General features: G+C 56.3%; 16 protein-coding genes and 1 pseudogene. 13 read left to right on the forward strand and 4 right to left on the reverse strand.

Annotation, left to right across the window (positions count from 1 at the left end; genetic code table 11):
* Positions 1-314 precede the first annotated feature (314 nt).
* Complete coding sequence (locus tag Q31a_RS28265; protein ID WP_145085784.1) at positions 315-1,358, reverse strand: sialidase family protein; 1,044 nt, start codon at positions 1,356-1,358, stop codon at positions 315-317.
* Positions 1,359-1,399: 41 nt separating this feature from the next.
* The gene (locus tag Q31a_RS28270) at positions 1,400-2,581 is read right to left on the reverse strand and encodes a sialidase family protein (RefSeq protein WP_145085787.1); all 1,182 of its coding nucleotides are present in this window, start codon (positions 2,579-2,581) and stop codon (positions 1,400-1,402) included.
* Between the two features lie 174 nt (positions 2,582-2,755).
* Between Q31a_RS28270 and Q31a_RS28280 the strand changes: the two are divergent.
* A pseudogene (locus tag Q31a_RS28280) lies at positions 2,756-3,397 on the forward strand (DUF1559 family PulG-like putative transporter).
* A gap of 99 nt (positions 3,398-3,496) precedes the next feature.
* Here Q31a_RS28280 and Q31a_RS28285 read toward each other — a convergent pair.
* On the reverse strand, positions 3,497-4,357 hold the full coding sequence (locus tag Q31a_RS28285; RefSeq protein WP_145087735.1) for an HAD-IIA family hydrolase: 861 nt from the start codon (positions 4,355-4,357) through the stop codon (positions 3,497-3,499).
* Positions 4,358-5,182: 825 nt separating this feature from the next.
* On the opposite strand from Q31a_RS28285, the gene Q31a_RS28290 reads away from it, so the two are divergent.
* The 10 genes from Q31a_RS28290 to Q31a_RS28335 all read left to right on the forward strand — a co-directional run bounded on the left by Q31a_RS28290 (position 5,183) and on the right by Q31a_RS28335 (position 16,781).
* A complete protein-coding gene (locus Q31a_RS28290) occupies positions 5,183-6,556 on the forward strand; it encodes a sulfatase (protein WP_231691270.1) in 1,374 nt (457 codons plus the stop codon).
* A 59-nt stretch (positions 6,557-6,615) separates the two neighbouring features.
* A complete protein-coding gene (locus Q31a_RS28295; RefSeq protein ID WP_145085799.1) occupies positions 6,616-6,927 on the forward strand; it encodes a hypothetical protein in 312 nt (103 codons plus the stop codon).
* A 53-nt stretch (positions 6,928-6,980) separates the two neighbouring features.
* Entirely contained in the window at positions 6,981-9,341 is a 2,361-nt protein-coding gene (locus Q31a_RS28300) for a serine/threonine protein kinase (protein WP_145085802.1), read from the forward strand.
* Positions 9,342-9,995: 654 nt separating this feature from the next.
* Positions 9,996-10,925, forward strand: a complete 930-nt coding sequence (locus Q31a_RS28305) for a DUF1559 domain-containing protein (RefSeq protein WP_145085805.1) — start codon at positions 9,996-9,998, stop codon at positions 10,923-10,925.
* A gap of 15 nt (positions 10,926-10,940) precedes the next feature.
* Positions 10,941-11,465, forward strand: coding sequence for a transthyretin-like family protein (locus Q31a_RS28310; protein WP_145085808.1), 525 nt, complete (start codon positions 10,941-10,943; stop codon positions 11,463-11,465).
* A gap of 83 nt (positions 11,466-11,548) precedes the next feature.
* Positions 11,549-12,607: an aldose 1-epimerase gene (locus tag Q31a_RS28315; RefSeq protein WP_197355858.1), complete on the forward strand. Its 1,059-nt coding sequence runs from the start codon at positions 11,549-11,551 to the stop codon at positions 12,605-12,607.
* Complete coding sequence (locus Q31a_RS28320) at positions 12,607-13,374, forward strand: sulfite exporter TauE/SafE family protein (RefSeq protein WP_145085814.1); 768 nt, start codon at positions 12,607-12,609, stop codon at positions 13,372-13,374. The genes Q31a_RS28315 and Q31a_RS28320 overlap by 1 nt, the downstream gene beginning before the upstream one ends.
* A 231-nt stretch (positions 13,375-13,605) precedes the next feature.
* On the forward strand, positions 13,606-15,135 hold the full coding sequence (locus Q31a_RS28325; RefSeq protein ID WP_145085817.1) for an arylsulfatase: 1,530 nt from the start codon (positions 13,606-13,608) through the stop codon (positions 15,133-15,135).
* A 6-nt stretch (positions 15,136-15,141) separates the two neighbouring features.
* The gene (gene mqnB / locus Q31a_RS28330; RefSeq protein WP_145085820.1) at positions 15,142-15,873 is read left to right on the forward strand and encodes a futalosine hydrolase; all 732 of its coding nucleotides are present in this window, start codon (positions 15,142-15,144) and stop codon (positions 15,871-15,873) included.
* Between the two features lie 41 nt (positions 15,874-15,914).
* Positions 15,915-16,781: a menaquinone biosynthesis family protein gene (locus Q31a_RS28335; protein WP_145085822.1), complete on the forward strand. Its 867-nt coding sequence runs from the start codon at positions 15,915-15,917 to the stop codon at positions 16,779-16,781.
* A gap of 378 nt (positions 16,782-17,159) precedes the next feature.
* On the opposite strand, the gene Q31a_RS28340 is transcribed toward Q31a_RS28335, so the two are convergent.
* Entirely contained in the window at positions 17,160-18,299 is a 1,140-nt protein-coding gene (locus Q31a_RS28340; protein WP_231690982.1) for a glycosyltransferase, read from the reverse strand.
* A 347-nt stretch (positions 18,300-18,646) separates the two neighbouring features.
* Here Q31a_RS28340 and flgM point away from each other — a divergent pair, with 347 nt between their 5' ends.
* Complete coding sequence (gene flgM / locus Q31a_RS28345) at positions 18,647-18,946, forward strand: flagellar biosynthesis anti-sigma factor FlgM (RefSeq protein ID WP_145085828.1); 300 nt, start codon at positions 18,647-18,649, stop codon at positions 18,944-18,946.
* Between the two features lie 301 nt (positions 18,947-19,247).
* Positions 19,248-19,787: a Fur family transcriptional regulator gene (locus Q31a_RS28350; RefSeq protein ID WP_145085831.1), complete on the forward strand. Its 540-nt coding sequence runs from the start codon at positions 19,248-19,250 to the stop codon at positions 19,785-19,787.
* Positions 19,788-19,884: the final 97 nt, after the last annotated feature.

Here is a 19,884-nt window from a genome sequence, read left to right on the forward strand (position 1 = left end):
AACAGGGACCGCGAATTCTACCGATTCACCAGCCTCCTGTCTTCGCCTCCCCTCCCCAACAATGACCTGATGTAACATTTCAACAGAGTTATCTGCCACCAAGCGTCCCCCAAGGCGAAGCTTCGACGGTGCCAATGCTCAGAGCCCTCCCGGGGGCGCCCCGCTACTCGCGCACCCGTCATGCCCGCCACTCCTGCACGGACGGAAAGCCATCGCTCTGCGGGACAAGCTCGGTTCCTGCCTGCGAGGCTAGCTGACGACCGGCCCAAAATACTGGCGATCCCCTCCCCCAAGCTAGCCTCTCCGTTCAACAGTTACTTGCCAGTCTGATGAATCCAGCTCTCTGAAAAGGCGACATGCTTCATACTTTTCCCGCCTTCCACGAAATAGCTGTAGACCACGTGCACGCGACCGTCCTGCCCTTGAATCACTGCGGGGTAGTGGTAGGAGCCCGATTCATGATTCTCCAGGTACCGCGTTGCACTCCAGGAACCTCCTTCATCCTCGGAAACGGCCAATCGATTGCGTCCGTTCAATTGATCGTTGTAGACCAACAGCCAATGACCATTGCGAAGTCGAACGCCGTCCAGACCTGAACCGGGATTCAACAGATCGCTGGCAACCACGGGGCCCCAGGTCAAACCCTCATCCTGCGATTCGCAAACGGCAACACGATTCAACGGCCCATTGTCGCGCATGTAGGCCACCAGGACTCCGTCATCGCGTCGCAGAACAGCAGGCTGGATATTCCCCAAGCCCACCAGAGGCCCACTGGCATACCAGGTCCGCCCACCATCGTCGCTGATGGCCATGATGGAAATCGAAAAAGTATCGGTATACAGCGGCAATAGAATGCGGCCGCTCGGTAGTACGGTGGGTTTACAACGCGGCTGCCAGCCGAGTCGTTGATAGAGTTTGTTGTGGATGCGTTCGCGTGCCTCCTCGATCTCCGCCAGCAGTCGCTCGCTGAGCACCGGCTTGAGCTTGACCGTCACATCAGCAAGCAATTTGAGGGTTGCGGGAGCCAAGTCATCGGGCTTGAGCAGGATCAGGCCTTGCTCCTCCCAGCTTGGCGTTCCATCCTCTTGGAAATTCCGCGACACGCGATAATTCGTCAGGCACGATTCCCACGAGTTGGCTAGGATCGTCGGCCAAAACAACCACAACTGTTCCCGATCATCGATCATCATGGCGGTATTGCAATCGGGAAAGCCGGGATAGTCTGCCATCAGGAAAGCGTCGGACCACTCACTCTCACCGGCGCGCAGTCGCGATCCGTAGACGGCCACATCATCGGCCGTTCGTTCGCCAGAGCCTCGATACCAAGAAACGATCAAATCTCCGGCCGCGGTTTCCACGATCCCCGGAGCGTGATTGTGGCGAGCATCGAGTGGAAAGATCAGTCCGGGGACGCTCCCCTGGCGTCTGATTGCCCGTACGGCTCCTCCGCTTCGCCCACCTGCTCCGGGTCCCTGAAGCGATCCGGGGCAAGGGTCTCGATGCGAATCGTCTCGTAGGCACTCGCCTTCCCCGCCTCATACAAACAGGCAACGTGACCATTGGCCAATACAGCTAGATCACTATACGCACTGTGCCCAGGATGCAGAACGACTGCGGTTGGCCAAGTCTGCCCATCATCGAAGCTCGCACGCACGGTCATGTTCTTACGAGACTCAGCACTGGCGGGATTGCTAAACAGAAGCACCCCAGGTTGGCCCTCACGGGGCCATTGCAGTCGCTGCACGGCTGCTTGGCAAATGGGTTCAATCAACGTTTCGTCAAATTTCTGGCTGTGCCATGTCGCACCTCCATCATCACTCAACGCGATTTGCCGTGCTTTGGCAGAACGGTCGTAATTGCGCATGTTGAGTAGTAGACGTCCCGCTTCCAGCTCGACCACTTCGCATTCATTCACTTCGTGCTGGACGGTGCGTCCACCTCGCTGCCAGCTCTGGCCATGATCGTCGGAGTAAATGACATGCGAATAACGATGCTTGGTGCCTGCCTCAATGTGGTCGCAGGGAATCACCAAACGCCCGGCATGCGGCCCACGCTCAATTTGAATACCGCTGCCTGGCCCCGTTGCATACCAAGTCCAGGTCGGCAGCTTGGTTGTCTCCGTAATTTCCTTTGGCTTCGCCCAGCTGAGTCCATCGTCGGCCGAATGCGTTACAAACACTCTACGGGTATCTTGACTCGTTCCATCGATGATCTGATTTTCATGGTCGGCGCCCAGGTTCCAGGTTAGCAGGAGCCAGATCACTCCCGTCTGCTGATCGACGACAACGCACGGGTTGCCACAGGTATTGTCGGCATCATCCCACAGCACTTGCTGAGCCTGCCAAGTCTGCCCATGATCGCTCGACCGCTTGAGAACGAGGTCGATATTGCCACTATCCCCCCGCCCTTGCCGACGCCCTTCACTGAACGCTAACACCGTGCCGCGTGTGGTGACGGCGACAGCGGGAATCCGGTAAGTATGGTAGCCACCTTCGCCAGCGACAAAAACGTCGGTTCCCCAAGCGAACGAAACCGCAGTAAAGTAAGCACATGCCAGCCAGGCTAGACGTGGAAAGATCATGAAACGAGACTCTAGGTGGGAGATGAAGAAAACCGGTGCGCAGTCGGCAATTGCGAGAAGAGCACCAGGATTGGGTAGGTAGGGCCAATCTAGCGGGTACCAGCCACAAGAGCAAGTTACAGCGGAAGGAGTGCAACATCAGGTGCGGAACGCAAGCAGTGCCTCACCAACTTCATGCAATTGGGCCACCTCAAACAATTGGGACTGTCGCTTCACAATTACGAATCGCCCCACGGAAGGTTCCCGCCATCCCCTGCCTATGGAACCCCCGAGGACGTGGGTGGTCGCTACAACCAAGCTTGGTTGTCGTGAAGCGGTCTAGCGATGATCCTGCCTTACATTGAGCAGGGTCCACTCTGCAACCAAATTGATTTTGGCTACCGCTGGGACAACGACAATGGCGGCACGGTGAACAATTCCGTGGTTGCTCGTGCCCGAATCTCGTCCTTCGCGTGTCCAAGTGATGCCGGCAGTGACGCCAACGACACCGCCAACATGTCTCCTATCTCCTACGGTTTTTCGGCTGGCCCTGGCTCCGACTGGTCGTTGGGGGGCAGCAAGGCAGGACTCGCTTCATTCGGTCAAGTTCCCAAGATTGGTGCGATCACCGATGGTACGAGCAACTCAATCGCAATGTCCGAATTGCGCATTGGACTGAACAAGGGAGAATGGCAGACCGGAGCGGGAACCACGCGTGATCCCAGCTATGGGGTGACAGGCATTCCTCGCGTTCAGTGGGCCAACAACACAGCCGGACGCAACTGGACCAGTACACCAGGTCACGTGGCGCAGCTTCGAACCGCCTACGACGGCTAATCACCTTCGAAGCATCCTTGCTCCCAGGGTGACGGCTGACTGAGCCGATACACCCCCCGAATTCCGGTTGGTACCTCGACAGGTGCGGCTCACGCCTCTTTACGCATTGGCCAATTGCAATTCGCGCCATTGATCGAGGTCGCTGACGGTATCGTCGTCCGTAGAGCGGTCCGAAAACATCCCTAGCAGATCACAAGCGGGGTCCGCCAAATCGGCAATCGATTCGATGATGTGATTCGGACGAAATGCGAATTGGTCCAAGTCTTGCCGTTGAGTACCGCCTGACAAAGCCAATACGGTGTGGTACCCCATTTGAACCCCACCGATAATATCGGTATCCATGGTATCACCGATAACGACCGTCTGAGATGCCACCAAATCCAACTGCTTGCGCGCCGCGCGCATCATCACAGGACTTGGCTTGCCGACACTCAAGGCCTTGCGTCCGGTAGCCGCTTCAAGGAACGACACGATGGCCCCACAGCCAGGGCGAATGCCGCTCGCCGTTGGGCAATTGGGATCGAGGTTGGTCGCGATCAATTTCGCCCCCCCTAGCACCAGACGCGTGGCTGTCTCCAGCGATTCGGCGGTCATCGTACGCCCTTCGCCGACCACCACGTAGTCAGGCTCGACATCCACGATGGAATAGCCGTTCTGATGCAAGGCTTGCAGCAAACCGCCTTCCCCCACCACGTAAGCCGTCCCTTTGGGTTTTTGCCGGGAAAGAAAGCGGGCCGTCGCCATCGCGCAAGTAAAGATATGCTGCTCCCCCACGTCGATACCCATTCGCATCAGCTTGGTCGCCACATCGCGTCGCGTCCGCTGGCTATTGTTGGTGAGGAATAAAAACGGATAGCCTGCCGCTCTCAGCCGCTCGATAAACTCGCCTGCACCAGCAATCAACTGATTGCCTTTGTAGATCACCCCATCCATGTCAATTAAGAAACCAAGCTTGTTCATCACACGCTCCGTATTGGTTAGAAGAATAAACCGTACCGTCGCTAGCCAAGCAACTGCCATTCCATCAATGCAAACACTCGCCAAATGTCGCCATTTCACACATTAACTTCAGAATTAATACAATACAGAGGATTTAAACGCCCTAGCGTCCAGCTACGGTGTCTACCAGTCCAGCTCCCCGAAGCTCCACCATTGAGGCAGCCTCCCTACTTCCAGGGACAGTTATCGCCTTTTCTGCTCCGGAAGAATGCATGCGTGCTGCATCATTGGGCAAGTGTGGCGCGCGTGACGCCCGGCTCCATTCCCTACAATGCGCTCATTGACAGGCTGGCTGGTCAGCCTGAACATGGGGATTCCATCGACGCTTGGGGTGTCCCGTTCGTAGGAAGACCGCCGCGTGACTGGTTCCGCTGTTCGCTTCGATAGGGGCCGCTTCGTCTTGCGAACGTCGGACCACCGTCCATTCAGCATGGTTTCCAATATGCGCACACCCCCGCATGTACACGCCGCGCCGCAGGCAGGTTCAATGGATAGAAGCGTGGCGCGTCCGCACAATTCCTAAGTGTGAGCAACCGAACACGCTCTTCAAAGAGACTCGATGAAACCCAGCCACTGTGCCGCCCCTCCCCTCTTCCCATCTCTTGTATTCAAAGTTCGCCCATGCACCACTCTCGATTTCCAACCACGCCCCTGTTTCTGCTGGCTCGTGCTGTCTGGTCCATCGGCCTCCAGCTGCAAAGCGATGCGAAGCACGCGTTGGTTACGGTGGCAGGGGCTCTCGCACTGATCTCAACGCTAGCCACTGCAGGACCAGCGAAAGAGCGCATGAACGTGCTGTTCATTATCTCCGACGATCTGACGTCAACCGCCCTGTCTTGCTACGGGAACACGGTGTGCGAAACGCCTAACATCGATGCCTTGGCAGCTCGCGGTACGCGATTCACGCACGCCTACTGTCAGGGAACTTACTGCGGACCGTCACGAGCATCGTTCATGTCGGGGTACTATCCACACGCCACCGGGGTTCTGGGTTACACCAATCCGCGTCCACAGATTGGCGATCGCCCCACTTGGTCGGAACATTTCAAGAACCACGATTACTACGCAGCCCGCGTCAGCAAGATTTTCCATATGGGCGTACCGGGTGGGATTGAAGAGGGTGGCGACGGACGCGATCACGATGGAGGCAATGGCGCCGACGATGCCCGCTCCTGGAGCGAACGTTTCAATAGTCCTGGCCCCGAATGGAAGGCGGCGGGAATTGGAGAGACGCTGGAAAGCAATCCAGATGGGAAACGTCCCGTGGTGGGTGGCAACACGTTTGTCGTAGTCGAAGCCGATGGCGATGACCTGGTCCACTCCGACGGCAAGACGGCGGTCAAGGCGGCAGAGTTGCTTCACACCAAGCGAGCGGAGCCCTTTTGGCTAGGCGTGGGATTTGTCCGACCGCACGTTCCGTTCGTGGCACCCCGCAAGTACTTCGCTCCCTTCAAACCGTTCGCTGACTTATCCCTACCGCAGCGAATGGAAAACGACTGGGACGATATTCCGAAGGCTGGTATCAATTACAAGACGAGCTTGAACATGAAGATGGACGAGCGTCGGCAGCGGAAGGCCATTGGGGGTTACTACGCTGCAGTGTCTTACATGGATGCGCAGGTGGGCGTTGTCCTCCGCGCCTTGGAGGATTCGGGGCAGGCGGACAATACGATTGTCATTTTCACCAGCGATCACGGCTATCACTTGGGCGAGCACGATTTCTGGGCCAAGGTATCACTCCGCGACGAGTCCTCGCAAGTCCCTCTCATCATCAGCGTTCCGGGCAAGCAACCTGCCGTGTGCGACAGCCTAGTGGAGCTGCTCGACCTGTATCCCACGCTTGCCAGTTTGACCGGACTCCCGATCCCTGAGCACTTGCAAGGCAAAGACATTTCGACGTTGCTGGATGACCCGCACGCGACGGTCCGCGACGCGGCTTTTAGCGTGGCTCCCATGCGCAAGGGATTCTTGATTCGAGAGCAGCGTTGGGCCTATATCCAGTATGGGGAGGACGCACAGCAAGGCATTGAGCTGTTCGATGTTTTGCAAGATCCGCAGCAATTCCACAACCTGGCCACTCAATATCCCGCTGAAGTTGCTCGGTTGTCCAAAAAACTGAGCAAAAAACTTGCTCAAGTTCGCGCCCACGATTTAGATTGAAGAGGCCATGCTCTAGACTAGCTCGCCTTCATCGTCGTCCATTCACGGAGGAAAGCGCCATGCGCAAACTGCTCGGTACAATCATGATAGGGGTAATCCTCATAGGGATCGTTGGGCTTGCGCGCGGCTGGTTCAGCGTATCCACCGACACCGAATCGGAAGAGCCCAGTATCCAATTGAAGATCGACAAAGACCGCTTTAAAGAAGATGCCGATCGACTGAAGAGTGGCGTCCAAGATTTGAAGGATCGTGTTCAGACTAGTCCGGAAGATGGCAGTGAAGTCGAGGTTGCTCCGGCCCCTGGTCCGTCTACGGCGGAACCCAGCGAACGAGCTCCAGTGCTTCCTCCCACACAATTTCCTCCTATTTAAGCCCGAGAATTGCGTGAACTACCGCGCCGTCCTCGAAAGGTGAGGTCCCAAACGTGCCAGCTAGCTCCGCTACCGATCACCTCGATGACTTCAACTCCCAGCAGCTTGCAACGCTCCGCAACGCGCTCCCCGACATGAACGGCACGAAGTGGATCGGTGACTATCGAATTCTGCGGGAGATTGGACGTGGCGGAATGGGGGTGGTCTACGAAGCGGTCCAAGAATCGCTGGGGCGAAGCGTGGCAATTAAGCTGCTCCCCTCGCTGCACTCCCTCTCGGCCGCCGCGCGGGCGCGGTTTCAGCGCGAGGCCTGCGCGGCAGCGAGATTGCACCATACCAATATCGTTCCCGTCTTTGGAATCGGAGAGACCGAAGGACAACAGTACTACGTCATGCAATTGATCGAAGGCCGCACCCTGGCCGAGTGGAGCGACAGCCTCAAGCAAGCATGCCAGAGTACGGATAATTCTGTCCTTCATCCCCAGGACGAATCGCAATCCACAAATTTGCAACATTGCCAGCGCGTCGCGAAAATCGCCCTGCGCGTCGCGCAGGGACTCGCATTTGCCCATAGTCATGGCGTGGTACATCGGGACATCAAACCCGAGAATCTATTGATTGATGAACACGACGCAGTCTGGATTGCAGACTTTGGATTGGCAAAATCGTCCGGCAGTGACGATCTAACCCATACCGGCAGCTGGATTGGTACCTTGCGGTACATGGCCCCCGAAGCCTTTGAAGGAGTGACCGATGCGCGCTCCGATGTCTACAGCCTGGGAGTAACCCTCTATGAACTGTTGACTCTAACCCCAGCGTTCAAATCGCAAAATCGCGAACAGTTGGTTCAGGAAATTCTTGCGGGAATTCCCGATTCACCGCGCAAGTTCAACGCAAAGATCCCCAAGGATCTGGAGACCATCGTATTGCGTGCAACGGCTACCGATCCGGCGCGTCGCTTCGCCTCCGCGGAGCAGGTGGTCGCAGACCTGCAGCACTACTTGAACGGCGAACCGATTAGCGCTCGCAAAATCTCACTGTTGGAGAAGTTCGACAAGTGGGGGCGACGCCATCCTGCCACCGCAGCTCTAAGCGTGTCGATTATCATTATCGCCGCCTTGGGAGCCACCGGAATTCTTTGGCAGTGGCGAGATGCCCGCGCGGCACGCGGAAGCCTGCAGGTTGCGTTAAGCGAGAAAGAACAAGCACTGGTTGCCACGCAACGAGCACTCCGCACCTCACAGTCGGTAGCGGATTTACTCGCGCAAACCTTGCTTTCTCAAGATCAATTTGGCCTCAGTGCACTATCACCGCTCACCTCGAACCTATCTCCCCTCGGTACAGACGCAAATACGATCATGCAGCGCACCCAAGCGTCCATTTCGCAGCTGGCCAATCCGGCAATCCGCGAGTCACTGCTTGATCAGCTAACCGTCGTATACATCACCTCCGGGAAACTTCAGATCGCCCTGAAACTCATCGACAGAACGCCACGGGAAGAACAAAGCAATGCCCAAAAGGGTTTCTTAACGCTCATCCAAATCATCCAAGGCCGCTATTCGGAAGCCATCGCCACCGCCAACCAGATGCAGGCAGGCGATCAGCACGATCGCGCTTTTCGCGATTTTCTGCTGAGCCTAGCAGCACTCGAAATTGACGCCAACGAAGCAACTTTGCAGACAGCCGAGACGCGGCTTCGAGAATACATCGCGGTTGAAGACGACCTGCAGAAGCGGCAACGCCATCAATTCCTGCACTACATGCATCTGTCATTGATCCGACTGAGGCTGTCGGGTGAATCCACGGACAGCCACCACTGGCGCGAATGCAAGCGACTGAGCTCTGTCGCTTACGAGGGCATCCCGGCGCCCGAACAATTCACGATCTACCAAAACTGTGTCGCCCTCGCCACTGGTTTATTTCAAATGCAGCAGGCTCATGAATCGGAAAACTCAATTCTTTTTAACGTCGGCAAATCGTTAACGATGCAAAGTATTGAACAGATCGCTAGCGACTTGGAGGTCAGCTCCCCGGTCCGGAGTTCCTTCTTGATTGAGATTGGAGATTTTCTGCAGAACGTGTCCAAGACGCGTTACCTACCCTCATTGAATAGCGAGATTGAAACGATTTACCGCTTAGCCTTGGAGGGAATCTCCGTGAGCTGTCCCGGAGAGCCCCGCCAGGCGGATATGCAGTGCCGTCTGGCCCAAGTTTTGATCGAGCAAGGTGAGCGAGCCGAAGCTGAAGAATTGCTCGCAAACGCACAAAGAATTCGAGCTCGTATGCAATTTAGTTCCTCGACTTCCGCCGGGGATAATTCCCATGCCGTCGGGGACAATTCCCAAGCCGAGCCACTCACAACGCCACCCAGCGTCGAGCCTAACACGCCAGCACTTGCGGCCAGCAAGCCGTAGTCGACCGGTTCCCATCGAGCGCCAAAAGGGAAGACTCCGGGCTCATGGCAACGCAGCACTCCCTAAAGTCGCTGGCTGGCCTCTAGGTTTAATTATCGTCCCCACGTAGGAGCCGCGCGAGCGCCGAGGCTGCAGGTCTACCAGCGGCAGGGGCGCAGCGACCGGACACCGCTCCCATCCCCAAATCGCGTGCCTCATTGCGATTTCCACCCGCCAAGAGAGGACGCCCCTCGTTTCCCAACGGTCAGGCATCCTTCGCATGCGCGGTGCGCTCCACCGCGATGATGGGAATAGTCAAGAGACGCCCACCCGCCGGCTAACCACTTCTCTGCGGTGTCCTCCCGATTCCTAGGACCAGCGATGCTCGAGCATCACGAGCACTCGCTTCCATACAGGGAATCCAGCCTTGCAACCGAGTCGCTTCATGAAGACTCGATGAAGATTCAAATTCCAGCGGGGGGATCGATAGCCTCATTAACGGCGACAGCTTTAGCTGAACACCTTGCTTGCGAGGGTTTACCGACCGTAACAGCGAATTCCAGTTCATCTGGCAATTGTTAAGGATATATTACGAAGCGTTGCCCCACATTGAGAGATCGTTAAGATCCCGGCAGTTTCGTTCCTTTATACAAGAATTAATTGGAGGGAGTTGCGATGTCGCGACAAAGAGGATTTACGCTCGTTGAATTGCTGGTGGTCATCGCCATCATCGGCATTTTAGTAGGCTTGCTTCTGCCCGCAGTACAAGCGGCACGGGAAGCGGCGCGGCGGATGAGTTGCAGCAACAATGTGAAACAACTAACGCTGGCCATGCACAACTACGAAAGCTCCCACAAAAAGCTTCCCTTTGGCTGGAACACTCACGGGACCCTGTGGTCAGCCATGCTGTTGCCCTACATCGAACAAGGTAACCTCTACTCCACTCTCGAATTCTCCGAATCTCGCAATTGGGCAACGAACAACACTCCCAATGAAACTTCGCTGAGCGTCGTGATGTCGGCGTTTCGCTGCCCTAGCCTGCCGATCCAGGAACACCTCGACTACAACAGCGTCGCTGGTCGGGTTCCGGTCAGCTATCGAGCCAGCGGAGGTAGTGAGGTTACGTCGGATGATACCAGCACCCGTCCCATTCCCGACACCAAATCATTCGAGATGCTCAATTTGAACGGGGCGTTCTATGCCTGCAGCGCCACGCGTTTTGGTGACATTCCAGACGGACTCAGCAACACCGTGTTGATTGGTGAATCCCAGACCGATCCCGAATTCGTCAAGGATGGGCAGGGGATGGATTTTTGGGCAATCGGTTCCCCTCAAGCAGATCCCTGCCGCTGCACTGGCAGCAACAATGGCACGGAGTTTAGCGAAGCGGCAGGTAGTTTTTACATGGCCATGAATCTCCGCATCCATGATCCTGGCGCACACGGGCGACTCATCGAACTGGCTTTTGGCAGCTACCACGTTGGCGGCGGCACCTTTGGACTGGGCGATGGTTCTGTTCAATTCATTTCGGACAGTATCGATCTACAGACCTACCGCAACCTGGGCGCACGCAACGACGGCCAAGTGGTTCAAGCCGACTTCTAGCTGAAAGGAATTCCTATGCATTCTTCGATTTCTCGAGTTCTTTTCAGCCTAAGTGTTGGGACAATCCTAGGCCTGAGCGGCTGCTCCAATGGCCTCACTCCCGACTACAGCAAACTTGGCCTACTGGAAGTTTCAGGAACGGTCACACTTGATGGCGATCCAGTCGCTGGTGCTGGAGTCTTTTTCTACGAGCCAGACGAACGCTATTGCTATGGCATCACCGACGCCTCCGGACGCTACACCATGATGCTCAATTCTGAGAAATCAGGAGTCACCCCTGGAGAGAAGCGGGTTGAGATCTACACGTCTCGCAATCCGTTGGGTGCTGCCGCTCCAGGCGGGGATGTCGAGGAGGAAGAGGAAGCTTCCATGCCACTCGAGGAAGATCCCGATGGCCAAACCGCTAAAAAGAAGAAATCGGGAGAACTATTGCCGGCTTGCTACAACGCCGATTCGAAGTTGCAGGTTGAAGTTACGGCCTCCGACTCAGCCATGGATTTTGAACTGCGCAGCGATTGTTCCACCAGTACGGCGAGTTGAACAGTACCACCCGTTAATTCGCCTAGTCAGGGCAAACCTTTCCTATAATGGAGTCACCTCCACTCTATAGAAAAGGTTTGCCCATGGCATACAGCATCTTCCTAGCAATCAAGAACCGCCCAACTCCTCACTTTTTGGCGAGCCTCGTTTGGCTGGTCTGCTGGGTGGTTCACTCGACCGCCTCGGCCGAAGTCAACGTTCTCAGGAAGGCAGCCAACGCGTCGACAATCTACCAGATCCAACAAGGGGATACGGTCGTTCGGTTCGCTCCCCAAGCGGGAGCCAATCTGTTTTCCATCGCGGTGGACGAGGTCGAGTACTTGAGGCAACCCGATTCACTCGAGCAACTCCCCGGTGTCAGCTTCGGCACGCCCCTGCTCTACCCCACTCCCAACCGCGTCAAGGGAGCAGAGTTTACTTTTGAAGGGAAGCGAGTTACCTTCGACGCGAACTCATCCGGGAACTTTATTCACGGACTCGTCAATCGCTACGCCTGGCAAGTCGTAAGCCTCACCGATTCGGAGGAGAGCACCTCGCTTCGTTGTTTAGCCGATTTTGGGGACGGAAAATCTCTGAACGATCTTTTTCCGTTCGCTCACCGGCTGTACCTGACAATTACGGTGAAGGACCGCGCGGTTCGCTGGACCTATCAAGTCGACAATCAAAGTGGTTCGGAAGCGATCCCCTTTGGATTTGCTCTGCATCCCTACTTTGTCTACCAGGGTGCACGCGACGCAACCTTTCTAACAATTCCCGCTTCGCACTGGATGGAATCGTCCAAGCAACTCCCCACTGGCAAGCTAGTCCCGGCCACAGAACTCGACTATCCACTCGGCCAACCGATGTCGTTGGCCGAGACGCAGTTCGACGACGCCTTCTGGGGCATGCAGCCAGACCAACCGACCACCATTGACTTTCGAGACGCGAAACGTAAGGTGGTCATTCACGCTTCCGAAGCGTTTACCCACTTAGTGGTCTGGACCCCTGACCAACACTATTTTGGAATCGAAAGCCAAACGTGCAGCACCGATGCGCATAATTTGCACTCGGCCGGAATGGTCGATGCAGCACATCTGCAAATCTGTCCCGCTGGAGAGACGCGAAGTGGATGGGTTGAGTATCGTTTCTTGAATGGGCAATAATGGCAGATTGGGTTTGGTATCTACTGTTGGTCCCCGCTGGATTCCTGGCTGGCATCATCAACACCATGGCAGGTGGCGGATCTTTTCTGACGCTACCAGCACTGATGATGGTCTGTGGGCTTGAACCCAAGCTGGCAAATGGAACGAATCGCATTGCCATCTTGCTTTCCTCTGGATCGGCAGCCATGACCTTTCATCGTCATGGGCACCTCGATCGCTCTTTGGCACTGCGGCTCACCATTCCCACCCTGCTGGGCGTCCCCTTGGGGGCCTGGGCTGCAATTTACCTTCCCGCCAACGCCTTCGAGCCCGCCTTCGGCGTCATCTTCCTACTCATGGCCATCCTACTGCTGCTCGATCCCAAGCGATTGATCGAAAAGCGGAGCCAAAAAACGCCGCCGCAGTGGCTAGTTACCGGAATCTTCTTTGGGATTGGTCTCTACGTCGGCTTCATCCAAGCCGGGATGGGAATCTTGCTACTGCTGGCGATGAGTCTCTTGAACACGGGAGATCTGGTGGCATCCAATGCCGTCAAAAACCTGATCGGTTTCCTAGTAACGCTGCTGGCCGTTGCAATGTTCGCGGGCTACGGCCAGATCGCCTGGATCCCCGGCTTGACGATGGCCTTCGGAAACCTGTTGGGTGGTATCGTCGGAGCGAAATTGGCCATTCGCAAGGGCAACCAGCTGATCTTTATCTTTCTCATCGTCGTCATGCTGGCCACCGGCGTTAAACTACTGCTCCCCTACACGGGACTAATGCAATAATTTTCCCGTGTGCCACGTTGTCTCGCCTCCCGCAGCAGGCCGCAGAGTCTCGAAGAGACTGGGCGACGCGAGCCACGCCGGGCTCGGAGGTAGGTCGTCAAACTGCCGAGTGCAGGAGCTATCCAGCAGCCGTTCGCCCAACCGGCTGTAGTATACTAATGCTAGCACTCAAATTGATTTCGCCGCTCGGTCCTCGACCGGTCCACAGTCCCCATTGGCAAAGCGAATCTTATGTCACCTTCCATTGGACGCCTTTTATTCGCCCTGAGCTACTTATGTTGTGTACCAGTACAGCAAGCCTCCGCCGGCGACACTCGCCCCAACATTGTGCTGATCATGTGCGACGACATGGGGTTTTCCGACATTGGTTGCTACGGAGGCGAGATCGATACTCCGAACATCGATCGCATGGCTGCCCAGGGGCTGCGGTTCCGTAACTTCTACAACAACGCCAAGTGCGAACACACGCGTGCATCCATCCTCACCGGACACTGGTGGCACCACGTGGGGGCTTCCGCCTCAGTTCACTATGCAGCGCCCACATTCGGAGAGCGACTGCGCGAGGCTGGATACAGAACCCTGATGACCGGCAAGTGGCACGCGGGGCAAACGCCATTTCAGCGAGGTTTTGATCGCTACTATGGCCTCACGGACGGCTGCTGCAATTACTGGAATCCTGGAGTCGCTCGACCAGACGAGCCGGAGCCAGCGAAGAAGCGTGTTCGGCGCTGGGCCATCGACGGTAACGAATCACTCCCCTTCACTCCTACCACCAAAGACTTCTACACCACGTATGCTTTCACCGATAATGCCCTGGCCTACCTGGAGGAATACCAAGCAGAGGATCAACCTTTCCTGCTCTACGTGGCTTACACGGCACCTCACTACCCACTCCACGCGAGCCAAGCAGAAGTCGCTAAATATCGTGGCCGCTATGGAGCTAAGGGATGGGATCAGCTGAGGACAGAGCGGTTTACGAAACAGCAACAGCTCGGCATCCTACCTCCTCACGCGCGATTATCCCCACGCGATCCAGACCTGCCTGCCTGGGATACCATCCCAGATGATCAGCGAGATTTATGGGATTTGCGCATGGCAACTTACGCTGCGATGGTTGACAATTTGGATCGCAGCATTGGCCGCCTGCTGGCCAAACTTGAAGAGACTGGCAAAGCCGACAACACCGTCGTTTTTTTCCTTTCGGACAACGGCGCCTGTGCAGACTCCGCAGATCGCTCGACCGTCCCGGGAGCCATGCCATGGGAAGTCACCAGTTTTCTAACTCAAGGTCGGACGTGGGCCAATGCATCGAACACCCCATTCCGACAATACAAGACCACCGACTTCGAAGGTGGCACGCGAACTCCCATGATCGCCTACTGGCCTGGAGTTATCGCGCCGGGAGAGGTTACCGACCAAGTTGGACATTTAATTGACTTCACTCCTACGATGCTCGACCTGGCACAGGCGGAAATCCCTACTGCTCTGGCTGGACATTCCTTGCTGCCTACCCTACAAGGAAAGCAGGTCGAGCGCCCCTGGCCCCTGTTTTGGCAATTTGGAAAGTCTCAAGCGATTCGCGACCAAGACTGGAAACTCATCAAGCATGGGACTGGTGACTGGCAACTCTACAACTTGGCTAAGGACCCCACGGAGCTTGAAGATCTAGCCGAACAGGATCCAGCCAAAGTCACCGAACTGCAACTAAAGTGGACGGCTTGGTGGTCCAACAAACCGCTCGACAAACGCCCCAAAAAGTAGTGCGCAATGACGACCGACCTAATCCTCATCCCCACTCAGCTGGAGCGAAACACCCTCCAGCCTTATTTGGATGAAGCAGACCAGCATTCGCAGTCCCCGCATACCGGCGGGACGCATCTCCAAGCTCGCCCTCAACTGCGCATCGCCCTGTGTGGCTTCGGGCCAATCGTTTCCGCAGCACGCGCCGTGCAATTGCTCCAAACGACGCAGGCCGAGCGAGTCTGGTTGCTAGGGATTGCCGGAACGCTCACCAATCAGCTGCGCATCGGCCAAGCATACACGTTCGACGCAACCGCATGCTATGGCATCGGAGCGGGAACCGGCGCTGCTCACCAGTCGGCTGCAAGCATGGGCTGGAAACAGTGGCCGCAATCGCCGCAGATTGGAGACACTCTGCCACTGACCGTCTCACCTGCCTTCCACCAAGATTCGGCAACGACTGCCATTGCAAAAGGTGTCCTACTCACCTGCCCATCCGCGTCTGCAGACCGAGAGGACGTTGCCTTGCGGCGGCAAGCCTACTCAGATGCCTGCGCGGAGGACATGGAAGGATTCTCCGTCGCGACCGCTTGCCATTTACTAAACACGCCTCTACACATCATCCGTGGCATTTCCAACCAAGCTGGTGACCGAGACCACAATCAGTGGAAGATCGACCAAGCGCTGCGTGCCGTCGGGGAACTGTTCTTGAGAGCCAGAGACTCGCAACCACCGTCCCAGCTGTCCCCCCATCGCTAGGCGCGAAGAAACGCCGCAGCCTCCCCTAGGAGAATCACCACGTGACGCGTTCCGTTAGTTCCCCCCCTCCAATCCGACTGGGTATTTCCACTTGCCCGAATGACACCTTTACCTTCCACGCATTGCTGAACCGACTCGTCGACTGGAAGGGACTCGATTTCCACATTGAATTGCTAGACATTCAACAGCTCAACCGACGTCTATTTGAGGGCAGCTTCGACGTCGCCAAAGCCAGTTTCCATGCAGCGTTGCTGCTGTCTCAGAAGTTCCAAGTCTTACCGTCAGGATCCGCGCTCGGCTTTGGCGTCGGACCACTTTTACTTGCAGCCCACCCCGATTCAACACCTGAACAGAAAGAGCAGCTCACACTCTGCCCAGGCGAGCACACGACCGCCGCCTTGCTATTCCGACTGTTCTACCCGCAAACCACTCGAATCGAACATGTCGTTTTTTCGGACATCATGCCCCGTCTCCAGCGTGCGACGGCCGACTTTGGCGTCTGCATTCATGAGGGACGGTTTACTTGGAAACAACAGGGACTCAGTCTTGTTGCCGACTTAGGAACGCGCTGGGAAGCTGAGACCGAGTGTCCGCTACCTCTGGGAGGCTTGCTGGTATCGCAGGAGCTATCGCCCGAGAGCGCTTCCCGAGTGCAGGAGGTCGTGGCTGCCTCACTGCAGTACTCTCTAGAGAATCGGTCTGCCGCGTTGCCGACAATGCGCAAGTACGCTCAGGAATTCGATGACGAAGTGCTGATGCAGCATGTAGATCTGTACGTCAACGACTGGACCGTTGAACTGGGAACAATCGGACAAACCGCCCTGCAAGCCCTATCTGACCGTGCTAGAGCCAGCGGGTTGATCGATTCGCAGCAACCACCGCTATCGATCTTCCAGCCCTCCATTTAACAAAACAGGCCAACCCGGAATGCATTGCCTGATTCAGGGATAGGGAAATGCATGACTTGCCATCTCGAAATCCAATGCACTTGAGGCATTGGGCATCCGGTAAAATAGCAACCCGCTGCCTAACGGGTTGTTAAAACAGTACACCGCGGCTTGAGTAAGGCAGCGAGAGTGAGGGAGAGTGATCGTCGCTACAGGGCAACTAGGGCCGCTACCTTCGCGGTAGAAGTAGAAGGCGCTTTTAAATAGATCGACTGGCCGCTGTGCAAGCCGGGAGAAAATGCCGCCAACGCTGTTTGGAGAGTCCCACCCACGCGGCTTTACTGAAATCCTGGTAAATCGACCAACGGTTACGCGCCGGATGCCTGTTCCGCCCCATGGCTAGTAGCCGTCGCTCACAAGCTGGCTTGCAAACTCGGTGAGTCTGGCTGCATGCCGAGCGCTACTGAAGGTGTCGACGGTCCGTAGCCGCGCCTGCTCGATGGCCTCGAGTCGGCTAGCAGACAAATCTGGCAATTCAGCCAACGCTAGCTGCAGGCCTTCCAGCAGACTCGGGACATTGTCCGGCCGGACCAACCAAGCGTTTCCGATATCTAAAGCGCCCGCATCACACAGTCCTTGTTTACCAGGATCCGTCGAAAGCAATTCGGGCACGCCTCCCACGGGCGTGGCGATCAAGGGCTTGCCAAGCATCAAAGACTCGATGATCACCAACGGCAGTCCCTCAGCGTGCGAGGGGTGCACCACGAGGTCCGCTGCTTGCAGCAACGCATTGACGTCGGAACGAAATCCGAGAAGCTCGATCTGACCGTTCAATTGATAGCGATCGATCTGCGATTGCAATGCAGCGTGCCGCTCGCCTTTACCGGCAATAAATACTCGTATGGGACGAGTTGGATTGAGAAGGTGTACCGCTTCGATGAGCTCTGCATGCCCCTTGACTTCCATCAGGTTCCCAACCGCCAGCAGCATTAACTCCTCCGGCTTCAGCTTCAGTTGCTGGCGGATCGCCTGGTGAGCGTCGGGCTGCACGACAGGGGGACAGCACCCTCCGTATATGACCTCCGTAAACTCGCGTGGCAGGCCGCCACTAATGACCGTACTTCGCGCTGCTTCGGAAACGCAAATCAGGCGATCGGCTAGCCAGCGGTACTTGCGTTTGCTTCTTAGCGGAAAAACGGTGTGCTTGTACGCTAAGCACAGGGGGGCGGGGCGGCGAGTCAACCGCGCGGCGATACCGGCCAACACCACCGCGTGGGAGTCGTTCATGAGCAGCACATCGGGCCGCCAATTGTCGAGTACAGATTTGATCGCTAGCAAATCGGAAACATTGGTTCCGCGTCCTCGACTCTCATAGGCCACATCAGTCCCAGTTTGCTTGATCCGTTCGGCAACTTCACAATCGCCACGAACAATCCAAGCAATCGTATGGCCAGCCTGCTCCAGCTCGCGGCTGATCGAGAGCAAGAGAGTTTCACCTCCACCCCAATTGGACTGTGAAGTAACCAGACAATAGCGCATCAAGATTCAACAGCAAGAACATAAGGAACGGAGTTCCACCATCGTAAGAAATAGCTGGCTGGGGTTCCATAGCAGGTCGCATAGGTGTAGTTTTGGGAGCAACCAAGCAGACTGCTATTTCTGCTGCAGTGGGCACAACCGGAAGTCGTTGATTATTGCTGAGTGCTAGCATTGAACGGGACGATAACTACCTTTGTACCCACTGCGTTCGCGAAGTCTCATCTTGGTGACTATGGACAGCACTATTCGATTCCGACAAGGAATGCGACGCGCTACTGGACTTGACCTCAGCCGACTTGCTGTCTTATAAGAACTACGACTCACATTCGCAGGGGAGATCTACCTACATGCAAATACACGGTTTGCAACAGACTCAAGCAATTCAATCCATCAGTCGTACAGCTGGCGCTAAGGCAGCGGGCCCCGTTGAGGCACCGTCTGCGGCGAACAGCGCGAACGACCAACTCGAATTATCTTTGGAAGCGCAGCAAATCAGCGAGTCACAAGCGACCGGATCCGGCCAAAGTATCAACGGGATCCGCACTGAAAAAGTGGCGGCATTGCGACAGGCAATTGCCGATGGCACCTATGAAACTCCTGAAAACATGTCGGCAGCTCTCGATAAGCTCCTCGATACGTTTGCGTAGCTATGTGGGGTGCGATCTCAGATCGGGGCCGCTAAAACGGGCGGACTCTGGTATTCGCTCGTCGCAGCTCTCGTCGATGCTTGCCTCGCCTTACAAGCAGTCACTTCAGGGGGACTGTCTCTGCGGCTAAATTCGATTGTTCAGCCGTTGCGTGGTGGGGCGCCTGTAATGTCCCGGTAGGTCGGCGTACAATGAGTGGTCATCGGGCTGGCGCAAGATCTGATCCATAGCGCTTCCTACACTCGTCGCTCCAATGGGATACACCGCTTGGCATTGCCAAATGCGTGGCCTCGCTATTTCTATGCTTTCCAAATCAGACCGTCACGAAAATTCACCTGGCGCCAGCTCGGGTACCCCTTTAGAAGCGGTCCAGGTATCTCAATCGCCCTTAGAGCGTTTTGAGGAGTACCTCTTGAGTCGCGGTCTGCGAAAAACCGAGCAGCGGCGGTTCTTGGTTGAGCAGGTATTCAGCCGGCATGAGCATTTCGATGCCGACCAGTTGCTCGAACAGCTCCCTAAGAAGGGTGACAGCAACTATGTCAGCCGCCCAACTGTCTATCGTACGCTCAAAGAATTTGTCGATGCGGGATTATTGCGTCGCTTCGAACTCAATGGCCGTAGCGTCTTCGAACACGACTACGGATATCCCGAGCACGACCACCTGTATTGCGTGAAGTGCAAGAGCTTGCTGGAATTCCAGTCGGAGCAGTTAACCTTGCTTCGAGAGGAAATCGCGCGGAGCCACCGCTTCCGAGCTCGCAGCCACCGCCTGATCATTCAAGGGGTCTGCCAAGATTGCAGCAGCCGACGCAATCAGCGGCGGCGGCAGGACTTGGTCTAACCCCTCGACCATCTTCAAGGGGTCTGCCAAGATTGCAGCAGCCGGCGCAATCAGCGGCGGCTGCAGGATCCGGTCTAACCCCTCGACCATCTTAGCC

Source organism: Aureliella helgolandensis, from assembly GCF_007752135.1.
Taxonomy (GTDB): Bacteria; Planctomycetota; Planctomycetia; order Pirellulales; family Pirellulaceae; genus Aureliella; species Aureliella helgolandensis.